The sequence below is a fragment of the Nostoc sp. DedQUE12b genome, assembly GCF_034530835.1.
Taxonomy (GTDB): Bacteria; Cyanobacteriota; Cyanobacteriia; order Cyanobacteriales; family Nostocaceae; genus Nostoc.
The window spans coordinates 149,329-174,769 of record NZ_JAVRCI010000004.1 but is presented as its reverse complement, the minus strand read 5'-3'; the positions used below and the strand labels follow the sequence as shown (position 1 = coordinate 174,769).

General features: G+C 41.4%; 28 protein-coding genes. 17 read left to right on the top strand and 11 right to left on the bottom strand.

Going from position 1 to position 25,441, the window contains the following annotated elements:
- Window positions 1-73: 73 nt before the first annotated feature.
- The 6 genes from RMY16_RS03780 to RMY16_RS03755 all read left to right on the top strand — a co-directional run bounded on the left by RMY16_RS03780 (window position 74) and on the right by RMY16_RS03755 (window position 4,495).
- Complete coding sequence (locus RMY16_RS03780) at window positions 74-994, top strand: histone deacetylase (protein ID WP_322735235.1); 921 nt, start codon at window positions 74-76, stop codon at window positions 992-994.
- Between the two features lie 137 nt (window positions 995-1,131).
- The gene (locus RMY16_RS03775; protein WP_322735234.1) at window positions 1,132-1,488 is read left to right on the top strand and encodes a hypothetical protein; all 357 of its coding nucleotides are present in this window, start codon (window positions 1,132-1,134) and stop codon (window positions 1,486-1,488) included.
- A gap of 79 nt (window positions 1,489-1,567) precedes the next feature.
- Window positions 1,568-1,705: a hypothetical protein gene (locus RMY16_RS03770; protein ID WP_322735233.1), complete on the top strand. Its 138-nt coding sequence runs from the start codon at window positions 1,568-1,570 to the stop codon at window positions 1,703-1,705.
- A gap of 177 nt (window positions 1,706-1,882) precedes the next feature.
- Window positions 1,883-2,329 carry a tellurite resistance TerB family protein gene (locus tag RMY16_RS03765; RefSeq protein WP_322735232.1) on the top strand — a complete coding sequence of 149 codons (447 nt, stop codon included), beginning with the start codon at window positions 1,883-1,885 and terminating at the stop codon, window positions 2,327-2,329.
- 259 nt (window positions 2,330-2,588) lie between these two features.
- Complete coding sequence (locus tag RMY16_RS03760; protein ID WP_322735231.1) at window positions 2,589-3,944, top strand: UDP-N-acetylmuramoyl-tripeptide--D-alanyl-D-alanine ligase; 1,356 nt, start codon at window positions 2,589-2,591, stop codon at window positions 3,942-3,944.
- Window positions 3,941-4,495 (top strand): GNAT family N-acetyltransferase, encoded by a 555-nt coding sequence (locus tag RMY16_RS03755; RefSeq protein ID WP_322735230.1) that lies wholly within the window; start codon window positions 3,941-3,943, stop codon window positions 4,493-4,495. The genes RMY16_RS03760 and RMY16_RS03755 overlap by 4 nt, the downstream gene beginning before the upstream one ends.
- A gap of 3 nt (window positions 4,496-4,498) precedes the next feature.
- Here RMY16_RS03755 and RMY16_RS03750 read toward each other — a convergent pair whose 3' ends face one another.
- Together RMY16_RS03750 and RMY16_RS03745 are read right to left on the bottom strand one after the other, a co-directional pair.
- Window positions 4,499-4,828 carry a hypothetical protein gene (locus tag RMY16_RS03750; protein WP_322735229.1) on the bottom strand — a complete coding sequence of 110 codons (330 nt, stop codon included), beginning with the start codon at window positions 4,826-4,828 and terminating at the stop codon, window positions 4,499-4,501.
- Between the two features lie 206 nt (window positions 4,829-5,034).
- The gene (locus RMY16_RS03745; protein ID WP_322735228.1) at window positions 5,035-5,436 is read right to left on the bottom strand and encodes a fasciclin domain-containing protein; all 402 of its coding nucleotides are present in this window, start codon (window positions 5,434-5,436) and stop codon (window positions 5,035-5,037) included.
- A 169-nt stretch (window positions 5,437-5,605) separates the two neighbouring features.
- On the opposite strand from RMY16_RS03745, the gene RMY16_RS03740 reads away from it, so the two are divergent.
- Window positions 5,606-6,550, top strand: a complete 945-nt coding sequence (locus RMY16_RS03740; RefSeq protein WP_322735227.1) for a putative 2-dehydropantoate 2-reductase — start codon at window positions 5,606-5,608, stop codon at window positions 6,548-6,550.
- A gap of 123 nt (window positions 6,551-6,673) precedes the next feature.
- Here RMY16_RS03740 and RMY16_RS03735 read toward each other — a convergent pair whose 3' ends face one another.
- Complete coding sequence (locus RMY16_RS03735) at window positions 6,674-7,144, bottom strand: GAF domain-containing protein (RefSeq protein ID WP_322735226.1); 471 nt, start codon at window positions 7,142-7,144, stop codon at window positions 6,674-6,676.
- Between the two features lie 184 nt (window positions 7,145-7,328).
- On the opposite strand from RMY16_RS03735, the gene RMY16_RS03730 reads away from it, so the two are divergent.
- Both RMY16_RS03730 and RMY16_RS03725 read left to right on the top strand, forming a co-directional pair.
- Window positions 7,329-7,871 carry a Uma2 family endonuclease gene (locus RMY16_RS03730; protein WP_322659554.1) on the top strand — a complete coding sequence of 181 codons (543 nt, stop codon included), beginning with the start codon at window positions 7,329-7,331 and terminating at the stop codon, window positions 7,869-7,871.
- Window positions 7,872-8,071: 200 nt separating this feature from the next.
- Window positions 8,072-8,815 (top strand): DUF561 domain-containing protein, encoded by a 744-nt coding sequence (locus RMY16_RS03725; RefSeq protein WP_322735225.1) that lies wholly within the window; start codon window positions 8,072-8,074, stop codon window positions 8,813-8,815.
- A gap of 100 nt (window positions 8,816-8,915) precedes the next feature.
- Here the strand turns inward: RMY16_RS03725 and RMY16_RS03720 are convergent, their stop codons facing one another.
- Window positions 8,916-10,064 (bottom strand): DegT/DnrJ/EryC1/StrS family aminotransferase, encoded by a 1,149-nt coding sequence (locus tag RMY16_RS03720; RefSeq protein ID WP_322735224.1) that lies wholly within the window; start codon window positions 10,062-10,064, stop codon window positions 8,916-8,918.
- A gap of 327 nt (window positions 10,065-10,391) precedes the next feature.
- On the opposite strand from RMY16_RS03720, the gene RMY16_RS03715 reads away from it, so the two are divergent.
- Window positions 10,392-11,168 carry an ABC transporter permease gene (locus tag RMY16_RS03715; protein WP_322735223.1) on the top strand — a complete coding sequence of 259 codons (777 nt, stop codon included), beginning with the start codon at window positions 10,392-10,394 and terminating at the stop codon, window positions 11,166-11,168.
- Window positions 11,169-11,693: 525 nt separating this feature from the next.
- Window positions 11,694-11,912 carry a hypothetical protein gene (locus RMY16_RS03710; protein WP_094350008.1) on the top strand — a complete coding sequence of 73 codons (219 nt, stop codon included), beginning with the start codon at window positions 11,694-11,696 and terminating at the stop codon, window positions 11,910-11,912.
- A gap of 169 nt (window positions 11,913-12,081) precedes the next feature.
- On the opposite strand, the gene RMY16_RS03705 is transcribed toward RMY16_RS03710, so the two are convergent.
- From RMY16_RS03705 to RMY16_RS03685, 5 genes are all read right to left on the bottom strand, one after another.
- The gene (locus RMY16_RS03705) at window positions 12,082-12,738 is read right to left on the bottom strand and encodes a Uma2 family endonuclease (RefSeq protein ID WP_322735222.1); all 657 of its coding nucleotides are present in this window, start codon (window positions 12,736-12,738) and stop codon (window positions 12,082-12,084) included.
- Between the two features lie 374 nt (window positions 12,739-13,112).
- Window positions 13,113-14,954 (bottom strand): ATP-dependent zinc metalloprotease FtsH3, encoded by a 1,842-nt coding sequence (gene ftsH3 / locus RMY16_RS03700; RefSeq protein ID WP_322700383.1) that lies wholly within the window; start codon window positions 14,952-14,954, stop codon window positions 13,113-13,115.
- A 113-nt stretch (window positions 14,955-15,067) separates the two neighbouring features.
- Window positions 15,068-15,862 carry an aminotransferase class IV gene (locus RMY16_RS03695; RefSeq protein ID WP_322735221.1) on the bottom strand — a complete coding sequence of 265 codons (795 nt, stop codon included), beginning with the start codon at window positions 15,860-15,862 and terminating at the stop codon, window positions 15,068-15,070.
- A 17-nt stretch (window positions 15,863-15,879) separates the two neighbouring features.
- Window positions 15,880-16,299 (bottom strand): GNAT family N-acetyltransferase, encoded by a 420-nt coding sequence (locus RMY16_RS03690; protein WP_322735220.1) that lies wholly within the window; start codon window positions 16,297-16,299, stop codon window positions 15,880-15,882.
- An 80-nt stretch (window positions 16,300-16,379) separates the two neighbouring features.
- The gene (locus tag RMY16_RS03685; RefSeq protein WP_322735219.1) at window positions 16,380-17,165 is read right to left on the bottom strand and encodes a hypothetical protein; all 786 of its coding nucleotides are present in this window, start codon (window positions 17,163-17,165) and stop codon (window positions 16,380-16,382) included.
- A 527-nt stretch (window positions 17,166-17,692) separates the two neighbouring features.
- Between RMY16_RS03685 and RMY16_RS03680 the strand changes: the two genes are divergently transcribed.
- From RMY16_RS03680 to RMY16_RS03670, 3 genes are all read left to right on the top strand, one after another.
- The gene (locus tag RMY16_RS03680; RefSeq protein WP_322735218.1) at window positions 17,693-18,202 is read left to right on the top strand and encodes a hypothetical protein; all 510 of its coding nucleotides are present in this window, start codon (window positions 17,693-17,695) and stop codon (window positions 18,200-18,202) included.
- A gap of 95 nt (window positions 18,203-18,297) precedes the next feature.
- Window positions 18,298-19,128: a hypothetical protein gene (locus tag RMY16_RS03675; RefSeq protein WP_322735217.1), complete on the top strand. Its 831-nt coding sequence runs from the start codon at window positions 18,298-18,300 to the stop codon at window positions 19,126-19,128.
- Window positions 19,125-20,099 carry a hypothetical protein gene (locus RMY16_RS03670; RefSeq protein ID WP_322735216.1) on the top strand — a complete coding sequence of 325 codons (975 nt, stop codon included), beginning with the start codon at window positions 19,125-19,127 and terminating at the stop codon, window positions 20,097-20,099. Before RMY16_RS03675 ends, RMY16_RS03670 begins: the two co-directional genes overlap by 4 nt.
- A gap of 244 nt (window positions 20,100-20,343) precedes the next feature.
- Here RMY16_RS03670 and RMY16_RS03665 read toward each other — a convergent pair whose 3' ends face one another.
- Complete coding sequence (locus RMY16_RS03665) at window positions 20,344-21,558, bottom strand: acetate kinase (protein ID WP_322735215.1); 1,215 nt, start codon at window positions 21,556-21,558, stop codon at window positions 20,344-20,346.
- A 214-nt stretch (window positions 21,559-21,772) separates the two neighbouring features.
- Here RMY16_RS03665 and RMY16_RS03660 point away from each other — a divergent pair, with 214 nt between their 5' ends.
- Window positions 21,773-22,648 (top strand): M48 family metallopeptidase, encoded by an 876-nt coding sequence (locus RMY16_RS03660; RefSeq protein ID WP_322735214.1) that lies wholly within the window; start codon window positions 21,773-21,775, stop codon window positions 22,646-22,648.
- A 268-nt stretch (window positions 22,649-22,916) separates the two neighbouring features.
- Here the strand turns inward: RMY16_RS03660 and cimA are convergent, their stop codons facing one another.
- Window positions 22,917-24,626 (bottom strand): citramalate synthase, encoded by a 1,710-nt coding sequence (gene cimA / locus RMY16_RS03655; protein ID WP_322735213.1) that lies wholly within the window; start codon window positions 24,624-24,626, stop codon window positions 22,917-22,919.
- Between the two features lie 75 nt (window positions 24,627-24,701).
- Between cimA and RMY16_RS03650 the strand changes: the two genes are divergently transcribed.
- Both RMY16_RS03650 and RMY16_RS03645 read left to right on the top strand, forming a co-directional pair.
- A complete protein-coding gene (locus RMY16_RS03650) occupies window positions 24,702-25,040 on the top strand; it encodes a 2Fe-2S iron-sulfur cluster-binding protein (RefSeq protein ID WP_322659596.1) in 339 nt (112 codons plus the stop codon).
- A gap of 17 nt (window positions 25,041-25,057) precedes the next feature.
- The gene (locus RMY16_RS03645) at window positions 25,058-25,435 is read left to right on the top strand and encodes a hypothetical protein (RefSeq protein WP_322735212.1); all 378 of its coding nucleotides are present in this window, start codon (window positions 25,058-25,060) and stop codon (window positions 25,433-25,435) included.
- Window positions 25,436-25,441 lie beyond the last annotated feature (6 nt).

Below are 25,441 nucleotides of genomic sequence, written 5' to 3'. Positions count from 1 at the left end.
TGCAAGGGAAAACTGTTTGTACCAGTGAAGATACAATAAAATTCATTGTCCTGCTGCCAACCTTTTTCGTCCTATGCTGCCAGTCATTTATTCCGACGAATTTTTAGATCACAAGACTGGAAAATATCATCCCGAAAAACCAGAACGTTTAAGTGCGATCGCAAATGCCCTAAAAGCAGCTACATTCGCAGATAAAATTACCTGGCACTCGCCTACACCAGCATCAGAACAGCCATCATTGATGTCTTCGTTGGTTAAAGCACATAGCCCAGCCTACATCAAAAAACTTTGGCAAATCGCCTCTAGTGGCGGCGGCCCTTTGGATGGAGATACACCAGTTTCCCCGCGTAGTTATGATGTGGCATTGTTGGCAGTCAGTGCATGGTTAGATGGAGTTGAAGTTGTGTTAGGGTCGGCTAATCCAGCTTTTGTACTAGCGCGTCCCCCAGGGCATCATGCTGAAAGTGATGCGGGGATGGGCTTTTGTCTATTTTCTAATGCCGCGATCGCCGCTTTATTTGCTCTAGAGCAACCTGGAATTAACCGCGTCGCCATCCTTGATTGGGATGTACATCATGGTAATGGTACTCAGGCGATCATTGAAACTGAAGCACGCATCGCCTATTGTTCCCTACATCAATACCCATGCTATCCTGGTACGGGAAGATCGACAGAACGAGGTTTTCACAATAACGTATTAAATTTACCAGTACGCCCTGGTAGTGATATTGCAATATATCAGCCACTATTTGAAAAACAGGTAGTACCATTTTTAGCCAACTTTCAGCCAGATTTACTAATTGTCAGTGCTGGTTACGATGCCAATGCAGAAGATCCTTTGGCAAGTATGAATTTACAGCCAGAAGACTACGCTTTATTTACTGATTACTGTTTGGGGCTAACTCGTAAAATTCTATTTGGCTTAGAAGGTGGTTACGATTTTGATACTCTTTCTCAATCAGTTGTAGCGACGATTGAACGCTGTTTACTTTAAGCTTGTCTTGTTTATCCCATTTCACGAAATACCTGATATATATACTGACGATCACAGTTACCAAGGATAATAACCTAAATTCTCTGCGAAGATTTGGGAACACTGAATACTGACGCGGTTATAGCTGACATACAGTTATGAAAATTTCTCACAAACTGGTTGCAAGCTCTGTTGGTGTTTCCTTATTAAGGAGTGTAGTTGGTGCGGTTGCGATCGCTGACAATGCTTGTGGGATACTTGAAACAGTGCGATCAATCTTTTTTCACCACGAAACCCATCGGCAAAGGTACTGGTATGGGCTTATCTATCAGCTACAAAATATGCTGAGTTCGGAACTCAGAACTCGCAACGGGCTAAACACCCCGCTTCCGCTAACGGAATTGTTTCGCCCCATGCTCCATACCCTTTTTTCTAAACTTCATCGAATCTTCAGAAAGAAAAATTTTCAGCAGGGTTATGAAAGAGCTAAAGTTTTGTTAAGATGCAATTGCTAGCAGTTTCTCAGCGAAATTCACCTATCCGGGTGTGGAGAAATAAAAAGCACAAGCAGCACAAATTTAAAAAGGTGAAGCAATGACCACCTATATTTTTTTCGACGAAGCCCTACGAATGCTGACCAACGCCTATTTGATCTCAGTAGTACTGTTAATGGCAGCTTCTAGTATAGGTTTGGCGGTAATTGAGACAATAGAAAAGACAGGAGAACGCTAAGTTTAAAGATGGCAATGTAGTTCCTGCCAAAAACCTTTGGATACAAGTGTTCGCCGTGAATAAATCCTGGGAACACTAAAGTATGAAAGTCTCATAGCGTTTTAGTCTTACCTGTAAATCTACCAAATATACAGGTAACAGTAACGCTATTGGGACTCTAACCAAGGAGCTACTACAATGGGTCTATTCGACGCTGTGTTGGGTACAGAAAGCCAAACCCAAGCAGCACTCAATCCAGCGGAAGCTTTTGCTGTCATCATATTGACGGCAACAGCCTCAGACGGTTATCTTTCTGTTGAGCAAGCAAATTCTATCATTTCTGTGCTGTCTCGGATGAAACTTTTTAAAAGTTATCCCAATGAAATGATAAACAGGCTGTTTGACAATATCTTGGGCATTCTCCAGGGTGATGGCTTTAATGCCTTATTTAATGCAGCCAAAGATTCTCTATCTCAAGACTTGCGGGAAGCAGCCTTTGCAGTAGCCACCGATCTAGTCCTAGCTGAAGGTATTATACCTGAAGAAGAAAAAAACTTCTTAAATGATTTATATCAAGCTTTAGGTGTTTCTAGTGAGATAGCAATACAAATTGTGCAAGTAATTTTGATTAAAAATCGTGCATAGGGTGATAGAACATAACTTGTTATGCCCATTGTCCTTAGCTGATTAAACTGTATAAGTAGCTTATAAACAAGGCGTGGCAGGGAAGTTGAGCTTCTTTGCCACTATTTTTTACTGTTCTTTGATTATTGGCAATAATTCAATATCGTCTAGAGATATTGCATTACAACGTCTCTACATTGATCGTATAAATTATCTCATCTCAACAATATTATGTCATAATTCGATTTTATGATTTTGAACTTTAAATTGTAAATTCCTTATGCGTTGTTCTGCCACCCTAACCCAACTGGTTGAAGTTATTTTGGGCCATTCTGTAAACTTATCTGAAACTGCTTTAACACAAGTAACTAGCGGTATCCAAACAGATAGCCGTACCTTGAAGCCGGGTGAAGTATTTGTCGCTTTCCGAGGCGATAAGTTTGATGGACATGAATTTGTGCCAACTGCGATCGCAAAGGGGGCAATAGCTGCAATTGTAGATTTTGAATACGAAAATCCGGGATTTCCTGTATTACAGGTAAAAGATACTCTCAAGGCATATCAACGAATTGGCAGATGGTGGCGCGATCGCTTTAATATTCCTGTAATTGGCGTCACGGGTTCCGTGGGTAAAACTACAACCAAAGAATTGATCGCCGCAGTTTTAGGAACAAAGGGACGAGTTCACAAAACTTATGGAAATTACAACAACGAAATCGGAGTCCCAAAAACTCTTTTAGAACTTGGCGCAGAACATGACTACGCCGTAATTGAAATGGCGATGCGCGGTAGAGGACAAATTGCCGAACTGACGCAAATAGCGCGGCCGACAATTGGAGTGATTACCAATGTAGGAACGGCACATATTGAGTTACTGGGTTCCGAAGAAGCGATCGCTGAGGCAAAATGTGAGTTGTTAGCCGAAATGCCTGCTGATAGTGTGGCAATTCTCAACCACGACAATCCTTTATTAATGGCCACAGCAGGGAAAGTTTGGCACGGAGAAGTTTTAACTTACGGCTTCTCTGGTGGGGATATTCAAGGGCAATTAATTGATAACGAGACTGTGGAAGTCGCAGGAATGCAACTACCTCTACCTCTACCTGGTCGTCATAATGCGACTAATTTCTTGGCAGCTTTAGCAGTGGCAAAGGTTTTGGGGATCGATTGGGCAAGCCTCAAAACACGTGTGATGGTGGATATGCCCACAGGACGATCGCAGCGATTTACTTTATCCAATGATGTAGTAATCTTAGATGAAACTTATAATGCTGCACCAGAAGCTATGATTGCAGCGTTGCAATTATTAGCAGATACACCCGGAAAGCGGAAAATTGCCGTATTGGGTGCAATGAAAGAATTGGGAGAGCGATCGCAGCAGTTGCACCAGCGAGTGGGAGAAACAGTACGAAAATTGAATTTAGATGGCTTGTTGGTTTTAGTAGATGGAGAAGACGCCGAAGCGATCGCTCAAAGTGCCGAGGGTATCCCATCGGAGTGCTTTGCAACTCATGCCGAATTGGTGGCTAGATTGAAGACATTTGTGCAAACAGGCGATCGTTTATTGTTCAAAGCTGCCCATTCTGTAGGACTAGATCGGGTAGTCAATCAATTACGTGCAGAATTTCCTAAATGATACCACTAGAAACCCAACGTCTCGTACTGCGAGACTTTGTAGAATCAGATTGGCCAGGGGTTCATCAATACGCTAGCGATCATGAAGTTGTGCGTTATTTAACCTTTGGCCCGAATAGCGAAGAAGATACCAAAAACTTTTTGCAAAGAGAGATTTCATTGCAAGGGGAAGAACGCCGTCAGCATTTTGCTTTGGGAGTAACTTTAAAACCCCAAAATAAATTAATTGGTATCTGTCGCATATCTGTTCAGGATGCTGACAACAAAATAGGCTCTATTGGATACTCTTTTACTAAGGAATTTTGGGGACAAGGATATGCAACTGAAGCTGTAAAAGCACTTGTATCCTTTGGTTTTCAGGAGTTAGGCTTACACCGCATCTTTGCCACTTGTCACCCAGAAAACATTGCCTCAGCAAGAGTTATGCAAAAAATCGGAATGCAGCAGGAAGGGTATTTGCGAGAACACCATTGGATTAAGGGAGAATGGCGAGACTCTTGGCTATATGCCATCCTTGAGCATGAATGGAGAGGTCTAAAATATCACCTATAGACTTCAGTTGGAAAGACTAGGACTGTTACTGTAGCGTCTTTGAAAAAGAATTGCTGCAAAATTAGTCACCAAACAGGTGATTGCTAGCCACAGCAAAATATAAGTAGGAGCCATCACTACGCCAATCATGAACCAAGTATATACGTGCAATATCATTACAGAAGCGAAAAAGCTAGCGATTCCAGCAGATTGCCAAACTTGATGCGATGGACGACGTAACGCTACCAGGCTTATCGTTAAAATTGTGACAAGTAAGTTCGCTGGTACAAGAAATGCACAAATACTTACGCAGTTGCCACGAGAGAACTCTACTAAGGTGTTAAAATCGAGCATTAATTTTGTTGGGATAGATGTTAGCTTTTTAAGAATTTAATTTAATTTATTTTAAAATAACTAAATCTAGATTAACAGAGGAGTGAGTAATCACATTGCAAACATAACATAAATTAAACTATTGAACTGCGTTTTGATACTACCAATAGTTAGTTAATTATAAAGATTTTGGATAAGTAGGGTGGAAAACACCCACCCTAGCTGAATTAACCCGGTAAAATTACCGTATCGATAACGTGTATCACACCATTATCAGCTTCTATATCTGCTGCTAAAACTGTGGCATTTTTAACTTCAAAACCATCAGAAGAATGAATTTTAATCGTTGAACCTTCCACAGAATTAACCGTGCCAAGTTGTGCTAAATCATCCTGTAGCAGCTTTCCGGAAACGACATGATACTTTAAAATTCGCGTTAACTGGGGAATGTTTTGTAACAAAGTTTGGATAGTTCCCGCTGGTAATTTGGCAAAAGCATCGTCATTTGGTGCAAAGACAGTGAACGGGCCAGGACTTTTTAATGTTTCTACTAAACCAGCAGCTTGTACAGCTGCCACCAGTGTTTTAAACGACTCAGCCGTAACTGCAATATCAACAATATCAGCCATATATCTTACCTAAATCTCTGCAAAAGATTTTAAAGGATAATAAACCTATTTTAAGTTTTATTAAACAAAAATATATTTCAAATCAGGCGTTGAAAAAACTACATCTAGATGCGTACTCCTGTCAGACATCACCTTATGATGTTTCTAGGAAAATTCCGTTATAAAATAAATGTCCGATCGCACGTATGCCATTCTGGGAACTGGAGCATTAGGTGGATTCTATGGCACCAGACTGCAAAAAGCTGGGTTGGATGTCCACTTTTTGCTCAAGAGTGATTACGAACAGGTAAAGAAATATGGTTTAGTGGTAGAGTCCAAAGACGGTGACTTTACCCTTCCTGAAGTCCATGCCTACAACGACGTAGAAAAGATGCCACAATGCGATGTGGTAGTGGTGGCACTGAAGACGACGCAAAACCATTTACTACCAAAGATGTTGCCACCTGTAGTTAAAGATAATGGGGTGGTGTTGGTATTACAGAATGGACTTGGTGTAGAAGAGGAAGTTGCTGAAATTGTTGGTAATGTAACTGTTATCGGCGGATTGTGCTTTTTATGTTCTAACAAAGTGGGGCTAGGGCATATATACCATCTAGACTATGGGCAAATTAACTTCAGTGAATATACCCCTAATTATCAGCCTAGTGGGATAACTGAGAGGATGCAGCAAATTGCTGATGACTTTAAAAGCGCTGGGATCTCAATTGAATTAGCTGAAGATTTACTACTAGCACGTTGGAAAAAGTTGGTGTGGAATATCCCATACAATGGGCTTTCTGTGATTCTCAACGCTAGAACTGATGAATTAATGGCGTATGAGTACACCCGCAAGTTAGTCGAACAGTTGATGTATGAGGTAGCGGCGGGGGCAAAAAGTTATGGGCGGATTATTAGCGATCGCTTCATTCAAACAATGCTCGATTATACTGTCAAAATGACACCTTACCGCCCCAGCATGAAAATTGACTACGACGAACATCGTCCGTTAGAGGTAGAAGCAATTTTCGGCAACCCATTACGGAAAGCCCAAGCAGCAGGTGTCAATTTAATGCAGATTAGCTGTTTATACCACCAATTGAAGTTTTTAGATGCGAAGGGAAAGTTAGGGGAATGAGGGAGACAAGAAAATCTTAGAGGAGCAATATTGACAGATTTTTCTGGTTATATACCTATTGGCAATAAAACTGTAGAGATTTGTTAAAGAAAGAGAGTTAAAAGATTTAGTCGCTAGTTGATTTTAACTGACGATTTTCCGGCTAATAGCCTCTCCAATCTCCATCAGTATCTCTTTCTCTTCTGGAGTAAATTCGTAGGGAACCAGCTTGGCAATGCCCAAAGTACCATGTAATTGACCGTTTAGCATTAGCGGCATCGCGATCGAGCCTTCTACCTTCGTTTCTTTTGCTGAGAGCCTAGCCAGCCCCGATTCATCCGTTTGCAGGTTGCAAATCTGTACAGGTTGCTTGCGTTCGGCGGCGACACCGGCCATCCCTTTGCCAATGGGAATTACCGTCATTTTAGGCAACAGGAATTCTGGAATACCCTGGTAAGCCTTTAGGTGCAATAGCTGGCTATCCTGAACTAGGGTATGGATGGTACCTGTAGAGCAGTCGAAAGCGTCCAGGATTTCAGCCAGCAATCGCTTCCAGTCAATGACAGATCCTTCATCAGCCAGGGTATCAAAAATAGGTTTGGTATTTAAAGTCATAGTGCTAAAAAATAAAGTTTGATCGAAAACGCGGAAAGTAATTAGTAATTAGGAAAATTCATTTAGTAAAACCAATCTTCCCTTTCCACATCCCGTAAAAAGTCACGGAAATTCATAGGGCGATCGCACTTGGAGAGGTCTGTTGTCTCCATAATTAATATAGAGGCGTGTAACTAGAGATTTTATGTCCCTAACACTTGAAGACTTGGAACAAATGCAGCAACAGCACCCTGACTTCCGCATGGAACTAGTCAAGGGTAATATTATTGTTATGAGTCCATCAGGATACGAATCAGATGAAGTCGCAGCTGAAATGGTAGCCCAGCTACGTAACTGGGTTAGACCGCGCAAACTTGGACGAACAGCAGCTTCTAGCGCCGGTTTCAGGTTGCCTAATTCCGATTTGCGCGCACCGGACGCTTCATTTGTTTTAGCCGAACGCTTGCGTCGTAGCCCCAAGTCTTTTGCTCAATTGGCTCCCGATTTGACTGTAGAGGTGAAGTCCCCTAGCGATAATTTAGAGGATCTGAGAGCCAAAATTCAAGAATTTCTGAGTTTGGGAACTAAGGTAGGAATTTTGCTCAATCCAGATGAGCGGATTGTTGAAGTTTACAACTTTGGACAAGAGCCAATAATACTTCGTGATGGCGATATTTTAACAGTTCCCGAACTGCTCCCAGGATGGGAAGTACCAATTGCAGATTTGTGGCCTCTAGAGTTTGACTAGGATAGTGGTAAAAACCCTACAGACATAGATGGATCGGATTAGAAGTTTATGCGATCGCTTTCAGTACAGATGGCAAAACTTTGACTAGTGGCAATAAGGATAAAATTATCAATATTTGGCAACTACTATAGTGATTTAGTCTCTCATCAACTGAGGGACGGTAGAATATACCTAATTTTCGTAGCTTCAAAAGCCAAACTATGACGATGCATTCCACACTCCAACGTGCATTTACTAACCGCCGCGTTCTAAAAGTGATCAGCGGTTTAAATAACTTCGACGCCGCTAGCGTCGCTGCTACTGTCAAAGCTGCTGAATTTGGCGGTGCTACTTTTGTCGATATTGCCGCCGATCCAGCTTTAGTCCAATTAGCTAAAACTTTGACAAATTTACCTATTTGTGTTTCAGCAGTAGAACCAGAGAAATTTGTGCAAGCAGTGGCAGCTGGTGCTGATTTAATTGAAATTGGAAATTTCGATTCCTTTTATGCTCAAGGACGGCGTTTTGAGGCTCCAGAAGTGCTAGCGCTGACTAAGCAAACTCGCGCTCTCCTCCCGGAAATTACCTTATCTGTCACCGTTCCTCACATCCTGGAACTAGATCAACAGGTACAGCTAGCAGAAGAACTGGTGAAAGCTGGAGCCGATATTATCCAAACCGAAGGCGGTACTAGCAGTAACCCAGTTCACCCCGGAACTCTAGGATTAATTGAAAAAGCTGCTCCCACCTTGGCAGCAGCTTTTGAGATTTCCCGTGTAGTGTCAGTGCCAGTATTGTGTGCTTCCGGCATTTCTAACGTTACCGCACCATTAGCGATCGCGGCTGGTGCTGCTGGTGTTGGTGTTGGTTCCGCCATTAATCAACTCAATAGCGAAGTCGCAATGATTGCTGCTGTGCGTGGCTTAGTAGAAGCCTTAGCAACTGCAAATGTAGTAAGGAGTTAAGAGTGATGAGTTAGGAGTGATGAGTAATGAGTAATGAGTAATGAGTAATGAGTTGAAGAAACTTATTTATTCAAAACTTTTAACTTCTAACTCCTAACTCCTAACTTCTAACTTCTTTCAGCGCATAAATCACCTGATCTTGCTGCTGTTGTGTCAGTTCTGGGAACATAGGCAATGATATAACCTCATGACAAGCTTGCTCTGCTATTGGTAAGTCTCCAATTTGATAGCCCAGACTTTGATAAACTGGCTGCAAATGTAAAGGATAGGGGTAGTAAATCATTGAACTCACGCCCTGTTCTTGCAATTGACTACGCACCCAATCTCTGTATTTGGCACTGGAACCATTGCGCCCTTCGCCGGATATGCGAATAGTGTATTGATTCCATACCCCAATACCCCCAGGTAATTCTTGGGGCGGGACAATCCCCGGAAGTTGACTGAGGAACTGATAGTAATAGTTGGCGATATCTCGGCGGCGATCGTTCCAAATATCCAAATAACGTAGCTTAATCTGCAAAATGGCTGCTTGGAGAGCATCTAATCGGCTATTTACACCGATTTCTTCGTGTAAATATCGAATTTTACTACCATGATCTCGTAGTATTCGCAGTTTAGTGGCGATCGCAGGGTCATTAGTCGTTATTGCTCCACCATCGCCGCAACCACCAAGATTTTTGGTAGGGTAGAAACTAAAGCAACCAATATGTCCAATACTTCCTACTTTTTGATCGGCCCAAATTGCTCCTGTAGACTGAGCGCAATCTTCAATTATTGACAAATTGTGAGACTGAGCGATCGCCATCAATGATGTCATATCCACAGGTTGTCCAAAGAGGTGAACCGGGATTATCGCTTTAGTTTTAGATGTAATCGCCGCCGCGACTTGCTCCACATCCAAATTAAACGTAGTCGCGTCAATGTCAACGAAAACAGGCTTTGCACCGACGGCGCTAATTACTTCAGATGTTGCAATAAAGGTAAAAGGCGTTGTAATCACTTCATCGCCTGCACCAATGTCCAAGACTCGTAACGCTAAGTAGAGCGCATCAGTACCAGAATTACAAGCCACACATTCAGTAACAGTATTATAAGCGGCAAATTGTTGTTCAAAGCCTTCGACTAAGGGGCCGCCAATATAGCGGCCAGAAGCTAAAACTTCTAAGACGGCTGCACTTACTTCTGCTTCGATGGTGGTGTATTGCTGCTTGATATCAAAGGCTGGGATGGGATTTACACTTTGGATCATGAGTTCTCATTTTATCGGGAGATACAAAGGATGCACTTCGACAGTCAATTTTTGCTGATTGAATTGTTAATCAAAGAGGAGCTACTAAAAGACTATCGCCCAAGATACGCATCTATTAGGGTTTTTACTTAAATTGTGGTGCAGTAAACCACCGCACATTTAATTTACAGATAGTAGGCATACTAGGTGTTTGCCATGTTAAGGTCGTACCATTTGGAATTTTGAATTGATGAAAGTGATATATATCAACCAAGATCCAACACATCGGATCAAAGTTCCTCTTGTGTAGACTGCTTGGAGAAGAAAACATTAGGAAATAGAGAACCCATGCAGGATCTGATCAAGCTGGATTTCGGGGATTTAGCTATAGCTGTGGGATTGATGGCGATCGCCATTGGTTTATCTGCCTGGGAAAAATTAGGATTAGAGTTGAACCTAGCCCTTGCTACTGGGAGAACCATCTTACAACTTCTTGTATTGGGATACATTTTAGATTTCATCTTGGCTTTAGACAATGCTTGGGCAGTTTTGGCGCTATTAGCAATAATGCTGACAATTACGGCGATTGTCGCACGAAATCGCATCAGCCAAAAAATTCCTCATTTATTGCCTTTGGTGTGGGGTGCAATTTTAATTAGTACCGCCGTGACAGTGTTTTACATCAACTTCTTAATCGTTCAACCAGAGAGATGGTACGAACCACAGTATATAATTCCCCTAGCAGGGATAGTCTTAGGTAATGCTACCAATGCAGCTGCGATCGCAGGCGATCGCCTTGTCAGCACCATTAATTCCAGCCATCTCGAAATAGAAACCCATTTAAGCTTAGGTGCAACTCCAGAGCAAGCAGTTAGCCAGTATCGCAAAGACGCCATCAAAGCCGGATTGATTCCTACTCTCAATCAAATGATACTCATAGGTATGGTCGCAATACCAGGAATTACCACCGGACAGTTATTAGCTGGTGTCAAACCTCTAGATGCTGTCTCCTACGAAATTTTGATTATGTTCATGGTTGCTTTTGCTAACTTGTTGACAACAGTTTTAGTCACGAAGGGGTTGTGTCGGCAATTTTTTAATTCTGCCGCGCAGTTGGTGAGATGATGAGTGCTGAGTCAAGAGTGCTGAGTGCTGAGTCAAGAATCAAGAGTGAAGAGTTAAGAGTGAAGAGTGCTGAGTGCTGAGTCAAGAGTAAGGAATTAATCTACTCCAAAATAAGTATTTCATTTCCTTGTAGGGGCGCATAGCTGGCTGTGCTACCCTACAAAGTCTTTACATAATTGAAATATGAAAACATTTTGGAAACGCATCTATCCTATGAGGTATTTTATACAAAGCATAAATAAATATTTATATGGTTATATAAAAATCATGTGATTTCAGTATTCAAACCTGACGCTGTAAAGCTGAGAACTCAACGTATTGCCGTCTATCGGAGGTAACAGCACCAAAAGAGGAATGTCATCATTAGGAGATGTCCCTTTAGGTAGGGATGTCAAGTAGGTGAAATATTTATTAATATTGTTAATAGATAGTAAATGTAAATTCAGCGTCAGGAATCGGAAAAAATTCCTAATGGCAGGTATTTAGCATCAATCACCAGATTGTTCACCTACGGAACAGAAGATTATGAAAGATCAAAAACGATCGGACTCTAAAGAATTCGTCGGAAATCTCAAGAATGGGATTTGGCTATTTGGGCTGTCATCCTGGGTATTTGGCATTACCGATCGCAGTATTGCTTCATTTGCAGATGGCTATCTATCTGCTTTGGATTTGACGCAACTATTTACGGCAGCTACATTCTTTGTGGCATGGCTATTTTTGAAACCGACATCCAGAGTTTAAGTTAACCAACTGATTAGTATCCAGTCACTCTTGACGTTAGTCCGATCGAGATTTAGAAAGTTATCTATTTGATGTCATAAGGGGTGTGCGACAGAATGCATAAATTCTTTTGCATCGATCGCAATCAAGGTAATTCGTAAAATCTTCGAGTTCCCCTGATTTCGAGTTGTTATGGGAGAGAATCAGGATCGATACCAAGTTCGCGCAACCTTTGTGCCAGCATTTGGGCACGTTCTTCCGGCGTTAGTAAACGTCGTTCTTGGTCGTTATACCAGTACAGCCACTCTCGCGTGATACCGTGATATATTCCTCGTTCTATGCCAATTCCCAAACCTACCTCTGGTAGCCAAACAGGATTTCCTGACAGCAATTGATACTCGTTATTGACTAATTTATAAACCTCTAAGTGTTGCTTGCGGCGGCGAGTAGGATTATAAACTACATAGTACAAGACTTTAAGCTTTGCGTACTCGTTTTTTTTGGTAGTGTATTCTCCGCGATAAGTCTGAGATACTACTTCCAGTACCAATATAGGAACTTTTTTTTCTTCCCAAATTGCATAACTTAAACGCAGGTTTTCATCAAAAAATCGCTCGACTCCCAGGCTTAAAAATGCATCTGGCACTATCGCTGGTAGATTGGGGTCATAGTAAACAGCCATATCAGCCCCGAAAAACCAGTCCATTCGATCTGCCCATGCCATCGCCAGTACGGCTTTAAGTAAACTAGGAATTAAGTCTTGTAGTTCATTATCCACAGGGGTATCGTCAGAGTCAGGCAGTTCCTCAGAGGAAGGCAAACAAGCTAATGGATTGTACTCTAACATAATGGGTTCGGGGATTTTTTCACAATCCAGACTTCTTAAATTGTAGCTAGATTGTATCTTTTACCTTGTGAAGTCAAAGTTATAGCTCTTTTGATTTTGGTGTATCTAAAAAAATTTTTCTAATTTTCCGGAACTGATTATGCTCACGTGGTAGTCTTTATCATCAGATTAGCGTTAGCGATTTATACTGAAACTTTATAACGAACCTCCGGGGAATATAACCCCATTACGGATTAAAAGCCCGGTCTTCATGGCCGGGCTTTTGCCAAGAAATTAAATAAAAAATCGGGGTAATTCTAGAAAATCTCAGAATTACCCCGAATTTTAAAAGTTAAGAGCTAAAAATTGTTTTTCACTCATCACTTCTGATTAAATTAGGCAAACGCAGCAGTTGTCACATCATTGTTCGACAGAATTTCTTGCAACTCTTCAGCGTCTACTGTTTCTTTATCAACCAGCATTTGCGCTAGCTGATCTAGAATGTGGCGATTGCCCACTAACACTTCTTTCGCACGTGTATAGGCTACATCTACAAGTTTGCGGACTTCTTCATCAATGGCGGCGGCGGTTTCTTCAGAGAAATCACGCTCTGACATGATATCGCGTCCGAGGAACATGTTACCTTGTTGACGACCAAGAGCAACAGGGCCTAAGCGATCGCTCATCCCAAATCGGGTAATCATCTGACGCGCAACCCGTGCTACTTGTTGTAAGTCATTAGAAGCACCAGTGGTAACTTCTTCTTCACCAAAGATTAATTCTTCAGCAAGCCGACCACCCAAAGCCACAGCCATCTGATTTTCCAGATAAGCGCGGCTGTATAAACCTGTGTCCATCCGGTCTTCGCTGGGGGTAAACCAAGTTAAACCACCTGCACGACCGCGAGGAATGATGCTAATTTTTTGTACTGGGTCATAGTCTGGCATCAAAGCACCAACTAAGGCGTGACCAGCTTCGTGATAAGCTACCAAGGTTTTGCGCTTTTCGCTCATTACCCGGTCTTTCTTCTCTGGCCCAGCTAATACGCGATCGATCGCATCGTTGATTTCATCCATTGAAATTTCAGTCAAATTCCGGCGTGCTGCCAGAATTGCGGCTTCATTCAATAGGTTGGATAAATCTGCGCCAGTAAATCCAGGGGTGCGACGGGCGATTTTATCCAAGTCCACATCTTTCGCCAAGGTTTTGCCACGGGCGTGTACCTTGAGAATTTCGCTACGTCCGGCATAGTCGGGACGGTCAACCACAACTTGACGGTCAAAGCGACCAGGACGCAACAAGGCTGCATCTAGAACATCAGGACGGTTGGTAGCGGCAATAATGATGATGCCAGTGTTACCTTCAAAGCCGTCCATTTCGGTGAGCAGCTGGTTGAGGGTTTGTTCCCGCTCATCGTTACCACCACCTAAACCTGCACCCCGTTGACGACCTACAGCGTCAATTTCATCGATGAAGACGATACAAGGAGCATTGGTCTTAGCTTGTTCAAATAAATCGCGGACGCGGGATGCACCCACACCGACGAACATTTCCACAAATTCTGAACCGGAGATTGAGAAGAAGGGTACACCTGCTTCACCAGCTACAGCACGAGCTAGGAGGGTTTTACCTGTACCAGGAGGGCCAACTAACAACACACCTTTAGGAATTTTTGCACCAACGGCGGTAAAGCGATCGGCGTTTTTCAAAAAGTCTACGACTTCGTTTAATTCCAACTTGGCTTGGTCAATACCAGCAACATCGCCAAATGTCACCTGAGTTTGTGGTTCCATTTGCACTCTGGCTTTGGATTTGCCAAAGTTCATTGCTTGGCTACCTGGGCCACTTTGAGCGCGACGTAGTAAGAAGAATAAGCCAACCAAAAGCAATACAGGGAAAAATAAGCTGCTCAGTGCCTTAAACCAAAATCCTTCGTCGGTTTGGGGCAAAACAGAAATATCAACGCCTTTAGAAGTCAGAGTATTAATCAAGTCTGGATCGTTGACTAAGGTAACAATCCGTTTAGCTGGGTCATATTTGGGTGTAACCAGTGCTGTAGAGCGGTCTGCACTCAAACTGACTTTTTCTACTCTGCCTTGCTGAACTTCTTGAATAAAGCGACTGTATCGCCATGTCTCTCTGCTTTGGGGTTGTTTGTCAAAAAATGCTGTTCCCAGCGCAATGACGACAATAAACAGCAGCGCGTACAGCCCTGCATTTCTCCATCTTTTATTCACTAAGGTCTATCCTCCGGTATTTTTCGCGCAATCGCCTAGCTTCTCTGCTCGGAAAGGTGATTATTAAGAATTATGTTAACTTATCTTAAGATATAACAAATTTGGCGTGGTTGTCATGCTAAAAAAAGCTCCCTTATTAGCTGAAAACTATGATGGTAGGGATTACATTGTAGCGACCCTGAAGGCAGATGAACTGTATGAATGGGAATAATTTCGACCACACTATTAGTGTAGGCGATCGCTTCAAATCTCTGGACTAACTCGACGCTCCAAGTTTCTTCTCGTGCTGGCTGCTGGTGGTTTTGCAACCAGTTTACAAGTTGCGATCGCCCAATTCCTGGCAAAATTCCGGCTGTCAACGGTGGCGTGTACCAACTGTGATCGTACCATCCCCAAAGGTTGCCTGTACTGGTTTCTAGCCAATTTCCTTGAGCATCGACTAATATTGCTTCTTGAGCATCTGAGCTAGTTTTTGCCAACCAAGCACTCAAATAATTTCCAGTTTTATGAGAGGGGAGCGAGCGAGAAAATTCAGGACTCGCAACTGCACACGAGATACCATTTTTTTGTTTTTCTATCAAATTTTGTGGTAATAATCTACTAGTTATCCATTCTCGTCCATCAGGAAACAGGGTAATTCTGAGAACGGGGAAGTGTGGGAGAAGAATTTGAGCGCCTTGACGCAGACGGTTCCAATCGGGTTGCTGCCAGCCAAAAGTTTGTAGTGAGAAGAGCAAGCGATCGCAATGTGCTTGCCAATTAGTTAAATTACTATCTAGCGAGTTCTGATAAACCCGCAATGTTGTAAAAATAGTTGCCCCATAAAGTAAACCCGGATCGTTAATGTTTAATTCTAGGGTTTGAGAGTGAATTAACTTGCCGTCATACCAAAAAATATTATTTGTCACAACCAAATTGCTTATTGCTACAACTCCATTGAAAAGTGATGACTTGTAATGCTCATACGCTGCATGAGATAAAACCTGTGAGCTGCAAATCGCTGAACGCCAGAATCTAGACTCAGGTGTTTACACTCATGATTTTTAGCATATTTAATTAGCCACTGAAATAATTGTTGACCATAGCTGTGTGACCGTTTCAACTCATCAACAACTAAATCGTCAACATATAAAAACTTTCCCGATGCTAAACAATTAGAAATGCGAAATCCAGCTACTGCTACAGCTTGTTTTTCTACTTCCAAGAATGCAAGTTGATATCCTTCTTTCATTTGATATCGAACTTGTTCTACAAAATTATCCTGCTCAAGGTGCGGGCGCAACTGAGAAATAACAGGAAAACACCCTAATATTTGAAAGTCAGATTCTGCCAATTTTATTGACATCAGTATTACCCTAATAAATCATGTATGAGAAACTTGAAAATAATTGAATGAATATAATCTTCGATTACACTTGCAATAACTTAATCTTTAGGTGGAAATATAATTTTATTCGTGCCTTCAGGAGTTGTAACTATTTTTCCTCCCAAAGCTTCGATTTCTCTAATTGCGCGTTTCTGAGTTCTCTCATCAACATGATTATTTAAAACCATTGACCATGTAGAAATTTGAGCATATTTACTGTTATGATTTCGACTCAGAAATTCAGCAGTTCTTTGGGAAGTATTAGCTATAAGCTGACTCTCTGGATCTGAAAATTTACTAGCCCAGTTTGCCGCCGTTGCAAAAGACTGTTGGGCAGCTTTCGCATTGCCTAAAAATAATAACTCATCAACTCCTTTATAACGCCAAACGTAATAAGACCTTTCGGGAACTGAGGGAGATAGTGATTTTAAGCCTTTCTCTGATAGTGCGATCGCACGTTCTGGCATACCAGCATATAATGAAGTACTGATCGAAAGACTGTGATACGCTGCTAAAAATCGCGGGTCACGTTCTAGAATAACTTCAAAATATTCTGGACTTAAACTGTAACCTGTTTTATCCCGAATTTCATCATCTCCAAAATATTGGAGAAAATTGAGATATACCAAATCTGCAATAAAGTTATCGTAACCAAAACTAGGCGTTTTTTCGAGAAAATTAAGACGGAGCTTTTCAGATTTTATTTCTTTCTCTAGAGTTTCTAAAGAGGCAGATTGTTTTCTATTTATTAGTTTTTGCAATTTGGGGAATTGAATCAAGCCAACTCCTAAAATACACATAGAAATTACAAAAGGTGTAGCAAAAGCTTGACGAGATAACAACATATTTTCCTTGGCTTTGCGATCGCAGTTATATCATTGTATACATAGTGCTATAAGAAAAGTCAGGCCTACTCGTGCGTCTAAGCTTTGCTTGGTAAGATAAAAAAGTTGACTTAAATAAACTAATTTTATTATTTAGTGCTTATTGATACTTTAAACTTATCTTTGCTCTAAAATATATTTACGTATTCTTTGTATAAAAGCAATATTTAATTTATACTGATTTGAAGTAAACGCCCAAAAGCTAATTAAATAATTATTTCAGAATCACGCTACTTAGGACAATGGGGAAATCCTACGGTAGTGCTAGATTCGCTGCAACGCAATTATTCCAAAATCTAAAATGGTATTATTCTTTTTCTAAAATAAATTTGGCTGTAGGAAATTATAATTTTTTTAGTAAAAATTTCTTAAATATTAAGTTGTTTTGACTTTAATTACTTTTTTTTATTAAAACCCTGAAAAATTTTGACATAACCTATAGTTGTATCTTGTTTATATTGAAATCTGTCTGTAACCTCTAAAACATCATGGTGAATAATACTTTTAATAAAAACCCAGAAACTGATGGTCAATCCATAGAGAATTGGGAAATTAATAGTCAATATAGCAAACCAAGTAGTGAATTTAAAATCAAAGTTAAGAAGCTGAATAGTAAGGGAGAAGGATTCAACATTGATGAAATTATTGATGCTATTCAAACAGCAATAGTTGAAGTTGTCGAGTTAGAAATTACCACTTGGGTTCCAGAATCATCTACTCACTTAGAACAACTGCAAGGACAGCAAATTGCCCAAACAGGTAATCGAATGCACACTATAATCAATCTAATTGATGGTGATATAACTAATGAAGTTGGTAGTCAATTTGTTGGGAGTGGCCCATATACAGAACTTCGCGAATTTCATCTAACTCAAATCAAAGAAAGCCGGGAAATTATGCAGAAAAATATAGAAAGTTTGCAAAAGTTATATGGATTTTTTATAGAAATTATGAAATCTCGTAAAACTTCACAACAATCGTTATCCCGTCCTCAGTAATTATTGATATTAATTAGACTAAAATACCTACAGAATAGGAATTTATCCAAACCTGTAGGTTAATTTGCTTTAAGTAAATCAAGGAAATTATGACTATGCCTAACAAAATTCAAGAACAAGCCAAAGATTTGCTAGAGAAAGTAGTCTCATCTGTACATGAATTAGTTGATGATATTACAGCTTTAGAAATAAATACAATGGTTGTGGAGCAAATTACTGGCGCAAAATTTAATGCTTGGCAAGCGTATGAAGAGATTTATTCAATAAATGACAAAGACTACTTTGATGTCAAAGGAATTCCAAATCCAGACGATTTACCAGAACCAGAAAAAACTCAAGCTCAAGAATTACGCAAGCGTTATACAAGTCTATTTTCGCAACTTGAAAGAGAATATTTTTACATTCTTCTGGAAAAAAGCAATGATAGTAGTGACCCAGACTCCAGAATAATCCAATATCAAGAGCGTCTTAAATATCAAGTGGAACATAAAGCGAATATTCTTCCAACTGATGAGGTATACATAAAGTTAGCTCGACCAATATTGCCTGCTCCTACTCCTGTTGCAGATCGAGAAGAAAATAATCTAAAAAGTTTGCAGCAAAGGTGGAAAGAGATTGAAGAACTTTTAAATAATGATAAATTTATTCGTACCTTGCGGAAAATGTCTGAACTCAAAGCGGCACTTAATAGTGATAACATTACCACCGTAGATATTGATATTATTTATGCTCAAACTGTTATGCAGTTAGATGGAGATATTATTAGTCGTTATCATAAAAAGCTATTTCAATTACCTGAAGGAGATAGAGATTTAATCCTAAAAATACATAATGAAGGGGTAGTTGCTGGAGAGAAACAGTGGCGTGGAACACTAGATTTTCTGATTGGTATTGTACAAAATATCGCAAAATTATCCCGACAATGAACGCCGAACAAACACACACAGACAATGAAGCTGATGTTCAACTCCCTTTCTTTGTACAAATACCTCAAGGCACTCCTATTGAGCTTGAAATTAAGGTTGAACCAGGACAGTATACTTTTTATCTGAATAAGACTGTTTTAAAACAAATTGCGGAAGCACGAGAAATAGGCTGCTCTTTGTACATTCCTCCAAAGCTACTAGCTTACCTTTGGTATTACAATTGTTTTAGCGATAAGATTTGCTTTAATAAGAACGCTACACCATACACTAAATTAGTAGTTAATAAAAACAACTTTAAAATATTCGACAATACTTTTATCGTAAAGTTTATCAAATTATTTTGGAGTAAATCATTACAAAATAAATCGAGATTACAGTATGGACTTACTTTTAATTCTTATTATAGAGAAGATACATCAGCTTTATATTTTTGGAAAGAACAAGATATTATTTTACAAAGCAATATTTTATTTTATGGCGATATAATTCACAAAATTAGGAGTGATTTTATCCAAAATCCTCAGTGTTTAAATATTATTTATGTGCATTATTGGCTTATTGAGCAAATACTAAACTGTCTTCGGACTCAATTAAATCTGCTAGTTTGGGAGATAGCTTTTCTCTTTCCTGCTGGTTTTCTAGTTTACAATCTCCATCTAGCAAATTGGATGCTAGTAATATTTGCTTGGTTAGGGTTAACTATATTATTTGCTACTACTCGCTATATAGTCGTTAATCAATTTCAAAGTCGTACTTCCATAAACTCTAAATTTATAAATAGGTTGATATGGACGCTGATTTGTTTCATCCCTAGTGTTGTTGTTGCTACTACTAGCTTTAGTAATCTCACTGCCTTATTCTTGCCGCTTTTTTCACTTATCACCCCAAAATTTGTAGAGTACATTTTAAACTTTACATGGGGGCGAGTTGTTAAATTGATTATGCGTCCCTTATTAAGAAATTTAAATTAAATAAAATCCATTTAACTCTCTTTCTTTCACTATCGCTAGAGTAAAATCCAAAATCTTTACTCAGAATTGAGCTTTGAATATTGTCTCTCTAAAGTGATTAAAAAGTATGAAGCTGAACATTTGGCTTGTCAAGAACTGATTTTAAAACCTTGGAGACTCGATATGAAGCTGTTCAGGACTTGACTAACTTGAAATCTGCTGCAATTTAGCCAACTTCTAAAAGGGGTTGGCTTTTTGATTATTTTTACTTTGTCAATATTTGCCAACAATGCTCGGCGATCGCCCAATCTTCTTGAGTATGAATAACTAATACCCGCACTGCTGAATCGGATGTAGCAATATCCTCATCTACAGGTTGCTGTTGATTTTTCTCAAGGTCTATTTTTAGTCCGATAAATCCCAAGGCTTCACAGGCGGCTTGGCGAATTTCTGGAGAGTGTTCACCTACACCTGCTGTGAATACTAAAGCATCTAATCCGCCCAAACTAGTAAGCATTGCGCCAATACCAGAACGCAAGCGATGTACGTAAATATCCCACGCCAGTTGAGCGCGAGAATTACCTTGAGCGATCGCTTCTCTCACTTCACGCACATCGCTAGATACACCCGAAATTCCCTTTAACCCAGAAGCTTTATTTAATAACTCATCCAACTTTTCTACAGAGTAATTGCAGTGCCGCAACAGGTAAATCAGAATCCCCGGATCGACTGAACCAGAACGGCTACCCATCATTAATCCATCTAGGGGCGTGAATCCCATAGTAGTATCAATACTGCGACCGTTTTTAATCGCTGCTAAAGAGCAGCCATTGCCCAAATGGCAGATAATTAACCGCTCAGATGCAACATCTCGACCGAGAATTTGGATAGCACGTTCAGAACAGTATTGATGACTAATACCATGAAACCCATAGCGACGGATACCTTGCTCTACCCACTGATATGGGCCGGGATAGATTGCTGCTGCATCGGGTAAAGTACCATGAAATCCGGTATCAAAGACTGCTATTTGGGTGACTCCTAAGATTTGTTCAATTGCTTCTATGCCTTCCAAACCCACTGGATTATGCGCTGGAGCAAGGTTAGATAGATCGGCGATCGCCTTTTTGACATCCTCCGTAATTACCACACTATCTCGATAATCTTCTCCACCATGTACTATTCGATGCCCCACCACATCGATTTCTGACAAGCGATCGATTACCTTGGTAGCACCATGACTAAGTGTATCGAGCATATCGGTGAGGTGCGCCTGTGGAGAATCACCAGAGATTGATTTTTGCAGCGTTTCACCCATAGCAGTTTTCACCTCAATTTCTGCCACACCCCGATCTTGAGTCCAGTTGATTTTCCCTTCCCAAAGGGGTTCGGGTGCTTGGCTAGGCAGAGTTTCATCTGCAATTTCATACAGACAACTCTTTTGGCTGCTCGATCCGGCATTCAGTACCAATATCTTCATAGTGACAACAGAAAAACATGACCTTCTTTGATCGTGTCACTAAATCTGGTCTCATGCTTAGTTTTCTCAACGACGAATAAGAGTTTTAAGAGTTTGCGATCGCGAGAAACTAAAAATACTGCTCCCCTTAATGAAATCGTTATACTAACTGTGGGAGGCTGTTTATCTATCCAGCCAGATTCCACAGTTGTATTTTTTTATAGCTTGTTGCACTATGTCTTTCTTCAAAACCCCGCTGATTGGTTTAAAAGCTGACTCATTTCGTCATCCATTAGACCTGGAAGCTACCAGAGCGCTCAAGCAGATACCAGGCATAGATATGTTGGTGCGAAATTGGCTTGGGCCAATGGCAGAGCAGGTTTTCTATGTGGAAAATATTGCCTCTAGCATTTTGGTGGGTGAAAAGCAACTACCCGATTTATACAAGCTGTTGTTAGATGCCTGTAAAATCCTGGATATAGAGCCTCCCCAGTTGTACGTCAGGCAACATCCGGCTCCCAACGCCTATACTTTTGCTGTGCGCGGTAAGCAGCCTTTTGTGGTGCTACACACTTCGCTGATTGATATTCTCACACCAGAGGAAATACAGGCAGTAATCGCCCACGAGTTGGGACATCTCAAGTGTGACCATAGCGTTTACCTGACACCTGTAAATTTATTAATATTAGCTGCGGCAATTGTGCCCAATGTCGGCACCTTTGTTGCTCAAGCCATACAGGCGCAACTTTTGGAATGGGTACGTTGTGCTGAGTTTACCTGCGATCGCGCCGCATTACTAGCAACTCAAGACCCGAAAGTGGTTATGTCCGTGTTGATGAAGTTGGCTGGTGGTTCTCCCACCTTAGCGCCCCAACTGAATCTCGATGCCTTTGTTGCCCAAGCCCGCGCTTACGATGATATTAGCAAGACAGAACTGGGTGAAATGGTCAAAGCTGCCCGTACAGCCCAATTAACCCATCCAGTGCCAGTACTGCGCGCGCGAGAAATTGACCGCTGGGCAAGCAGCACCGAATATCAAACTCTGTTGCACAGTCACGGGCTGAAGTCTAATAATGAAGTTGCACCCAAAGGTGGATGGCGCAATTGGTAGAGCTACTATTTACAACGACTTTTTCGCTACATAAGCATAAAAGTCTTAATAGATTGTCAGAAGCGATCGCACTTTGGCGATCGCTTCTGACGATCAAAAAACGCAAACTTTTCCTTACACTACATAAATATGGTTCGGATAAGTATTTTGAACTCAGAATTACCTTTGGGGAAAAGGTTACTGGGTTTGGGTTAAAGGTTTTTTCTCCCCCTTTCCCTTTCCCCTTTCCCCTTTCCCCGACCCGTACCTACACTACATATCTCTTTTGTCAACTAGAAGCTTTCACGGCTGCTTCGGCTTGGGAGTGCAATAACAAACCGTATTCCAATCCCTCCACCACCGCTTGATAGGAAGCCGCCAAAATATTGGTAGAAACCCCTACCGTCGTCCAGCGTTGACGACCATTGCCTGATTCAACCAACACACGAGTTTTTGCCGCAGTGCCCGTATGTCCGTTGAGAATCCGCACTTTGTAATCTGTCAAATCAAAGGTTGCAATTTGGGGATAAAAGTTCACCAAAGCCTTGCGTAAAGCTGCATCCAAAGCTGCCACAGGCCCGTTACCTTCCGCCGCCTCCAAAATATTTTTCCCGTCAACAGCGACTTTGACTGTAGCTAAGGCATTGCTAGTTTCTTTCCCCTCAATCAAGTCACAGTGGACTTGAAAACCTTTGACTTCAAAAAACTTTTGGCGGCCTCCCAAAGCTTCATGCATCAACAGCACAAAACTGGCCTCTGCTGCTTCAAATTGAAATCCTTCACTCTCTAAATCTTTGAGGCGCTGGAGAATTTCTCTAGCCTCTGCTTTTTGTTGATCCAATTTAATGCCAAAACTGCGGGCTTTGGCTAAAACATTGCTCAGTCCAGACTGTTCCGAAATCACAATGCGCCGACGATTCCCGACTTGTTCCGGCTGAATGTGTTCGTAAGTTAGGGGATTACGTTCCACTGCTGATACATGAATACCGCCCTTATGGGCAAAAGCCGAACGTCCCACAAAGGGAGCGTGTTCATCTGGCGCGAGGTTGACTACCTCACTCACAAAACGACTAGCTTCTGTAAGTTGTGTGAGCTGGTCTTCTGTGATACAACTGTAACCCGCCTTCAGTTGTAAATTGGGGATTAGCGAACAGAGGTTAGCATTACCGCAACGTTCACCATAACCATTAATTGTGCCCTGTACCATCTTTGCCCCTGCCATCACGGCGGCTATTGCGTTAGCAACCGCCATTTCCGAATCGTTGTGAGTATGAATTCCAATTTGGGGCATTGTCCTTTGTCCTTTGTCCTCGGTCATTGGTTGTTGACAAATACTTCGACTTACCTCGACTTCGCTCGGCACAAGTCGCTCAGTACAAGTGACCAATGACAAATGACTAATGACATCTTGAACAATTTGGCTAATTTCGTGGGGTAAAGTGCCACCATTGGTATCACAGAGGACTAGCCATTCCGCACCAGATGCGATCGCAGCCTCTAATGTCTGTAAAGCATAATCTCGATTGTGCTTATAGCCATCAAACCAATGTTCGGCATCGTAGATAATGCGGCGCCCTTGAGAACGGAGGTACTCAATGGTGTCGCGAATCATTGCCAAATTTTCTTCTAATGTCGTCTTGAGTCCTGTTGTCACATGTAAATCCCAAGACTTGCCAAAAATCGTTACCCAGCGAGTTCCCGCCGCCAAAATATCCTGTAGCATCGGTTCGGTGGCGGCAGTAGAGTTGGGGCGTCGAGTCGAACAAAAAGCGACAATTTCAGCCTGTTTGAGCGGATCTTCTTGGAGTTGCCAGAAAAATTGTACATCTTTGGGATTGGCACCAGGCCAACCACCTTCAATAAAGGGAATTCCCAGTTGATCGAGTCTACGGGCAATGCGTAACTTATCTTCTATCGATACAGATAGCCCCTCGCGCTGAGTGCCATCCCGTAATGTAGTGTCATAGAGCCAAAGTTGAGGTGAAGAATTTGTGGTCATAAAACTGGGACCGACGAGACAACTTTCGAGGCAATGTGTCAATATACAACAAAAAGCCAGCTTGGCAATTTAAAAATGCCTAAAGTAATAGCTGAAGGTAAAACAATTGATTGCGAGCATGGAAGCAATCTGCGCAAGATTTTGCTGCAAAATGGTATTGACCTCTACAATGACGGTGCTAAGGTAATAAACTGTCGGGGCATTGGCAGTTGTGGTACCTGCGCGGTTAAGGTAGAGGGCAAAGTCTCAGCAGCGAACTGGCGCGATCGAACACGGCGTTCGCTTCCTCCCCATTCTCCTACAACAGACTTACGTTTAGCCTGTCAAACTCAGGTTTTAGGCGATGTGAAAGTGACAAAGTTTGATGGATTTTGGGGACAAGGTTCTCGAATAGTGTGGACACCAAAAGGTTAAAAAGGAGTTAAGACAAGATGGGTAGATGGACACCCTTAATTTTAATGGCTGGCGGTTTAGCCATTCTGCTTGGTACATTACTGGGCATCAACTTTCCGATGGGCGTACAAACTGCGAACGCTCCCAGTGACAAGAAATCAGAAGTCCTGCCAGCTAATATCAATGTTAATAGCAGTGCTGGCAGCAAGAATGAAGAAACTGCAACAGAAGGAAACGAAACAACTGAAACCAACGAAAATAGACGCGGTATTATAGCCCCAAGACCTGACAACAGGAGTAACGTTGCTCAGAATTCTGCTGATGACTCAACTGAAAATAATACAGATTCTTCACAAACAAGCACACCATCTAGCGATCCAAATCAAGGTAACGAACCAATTCGCGCCTTGTGGTAACGATCA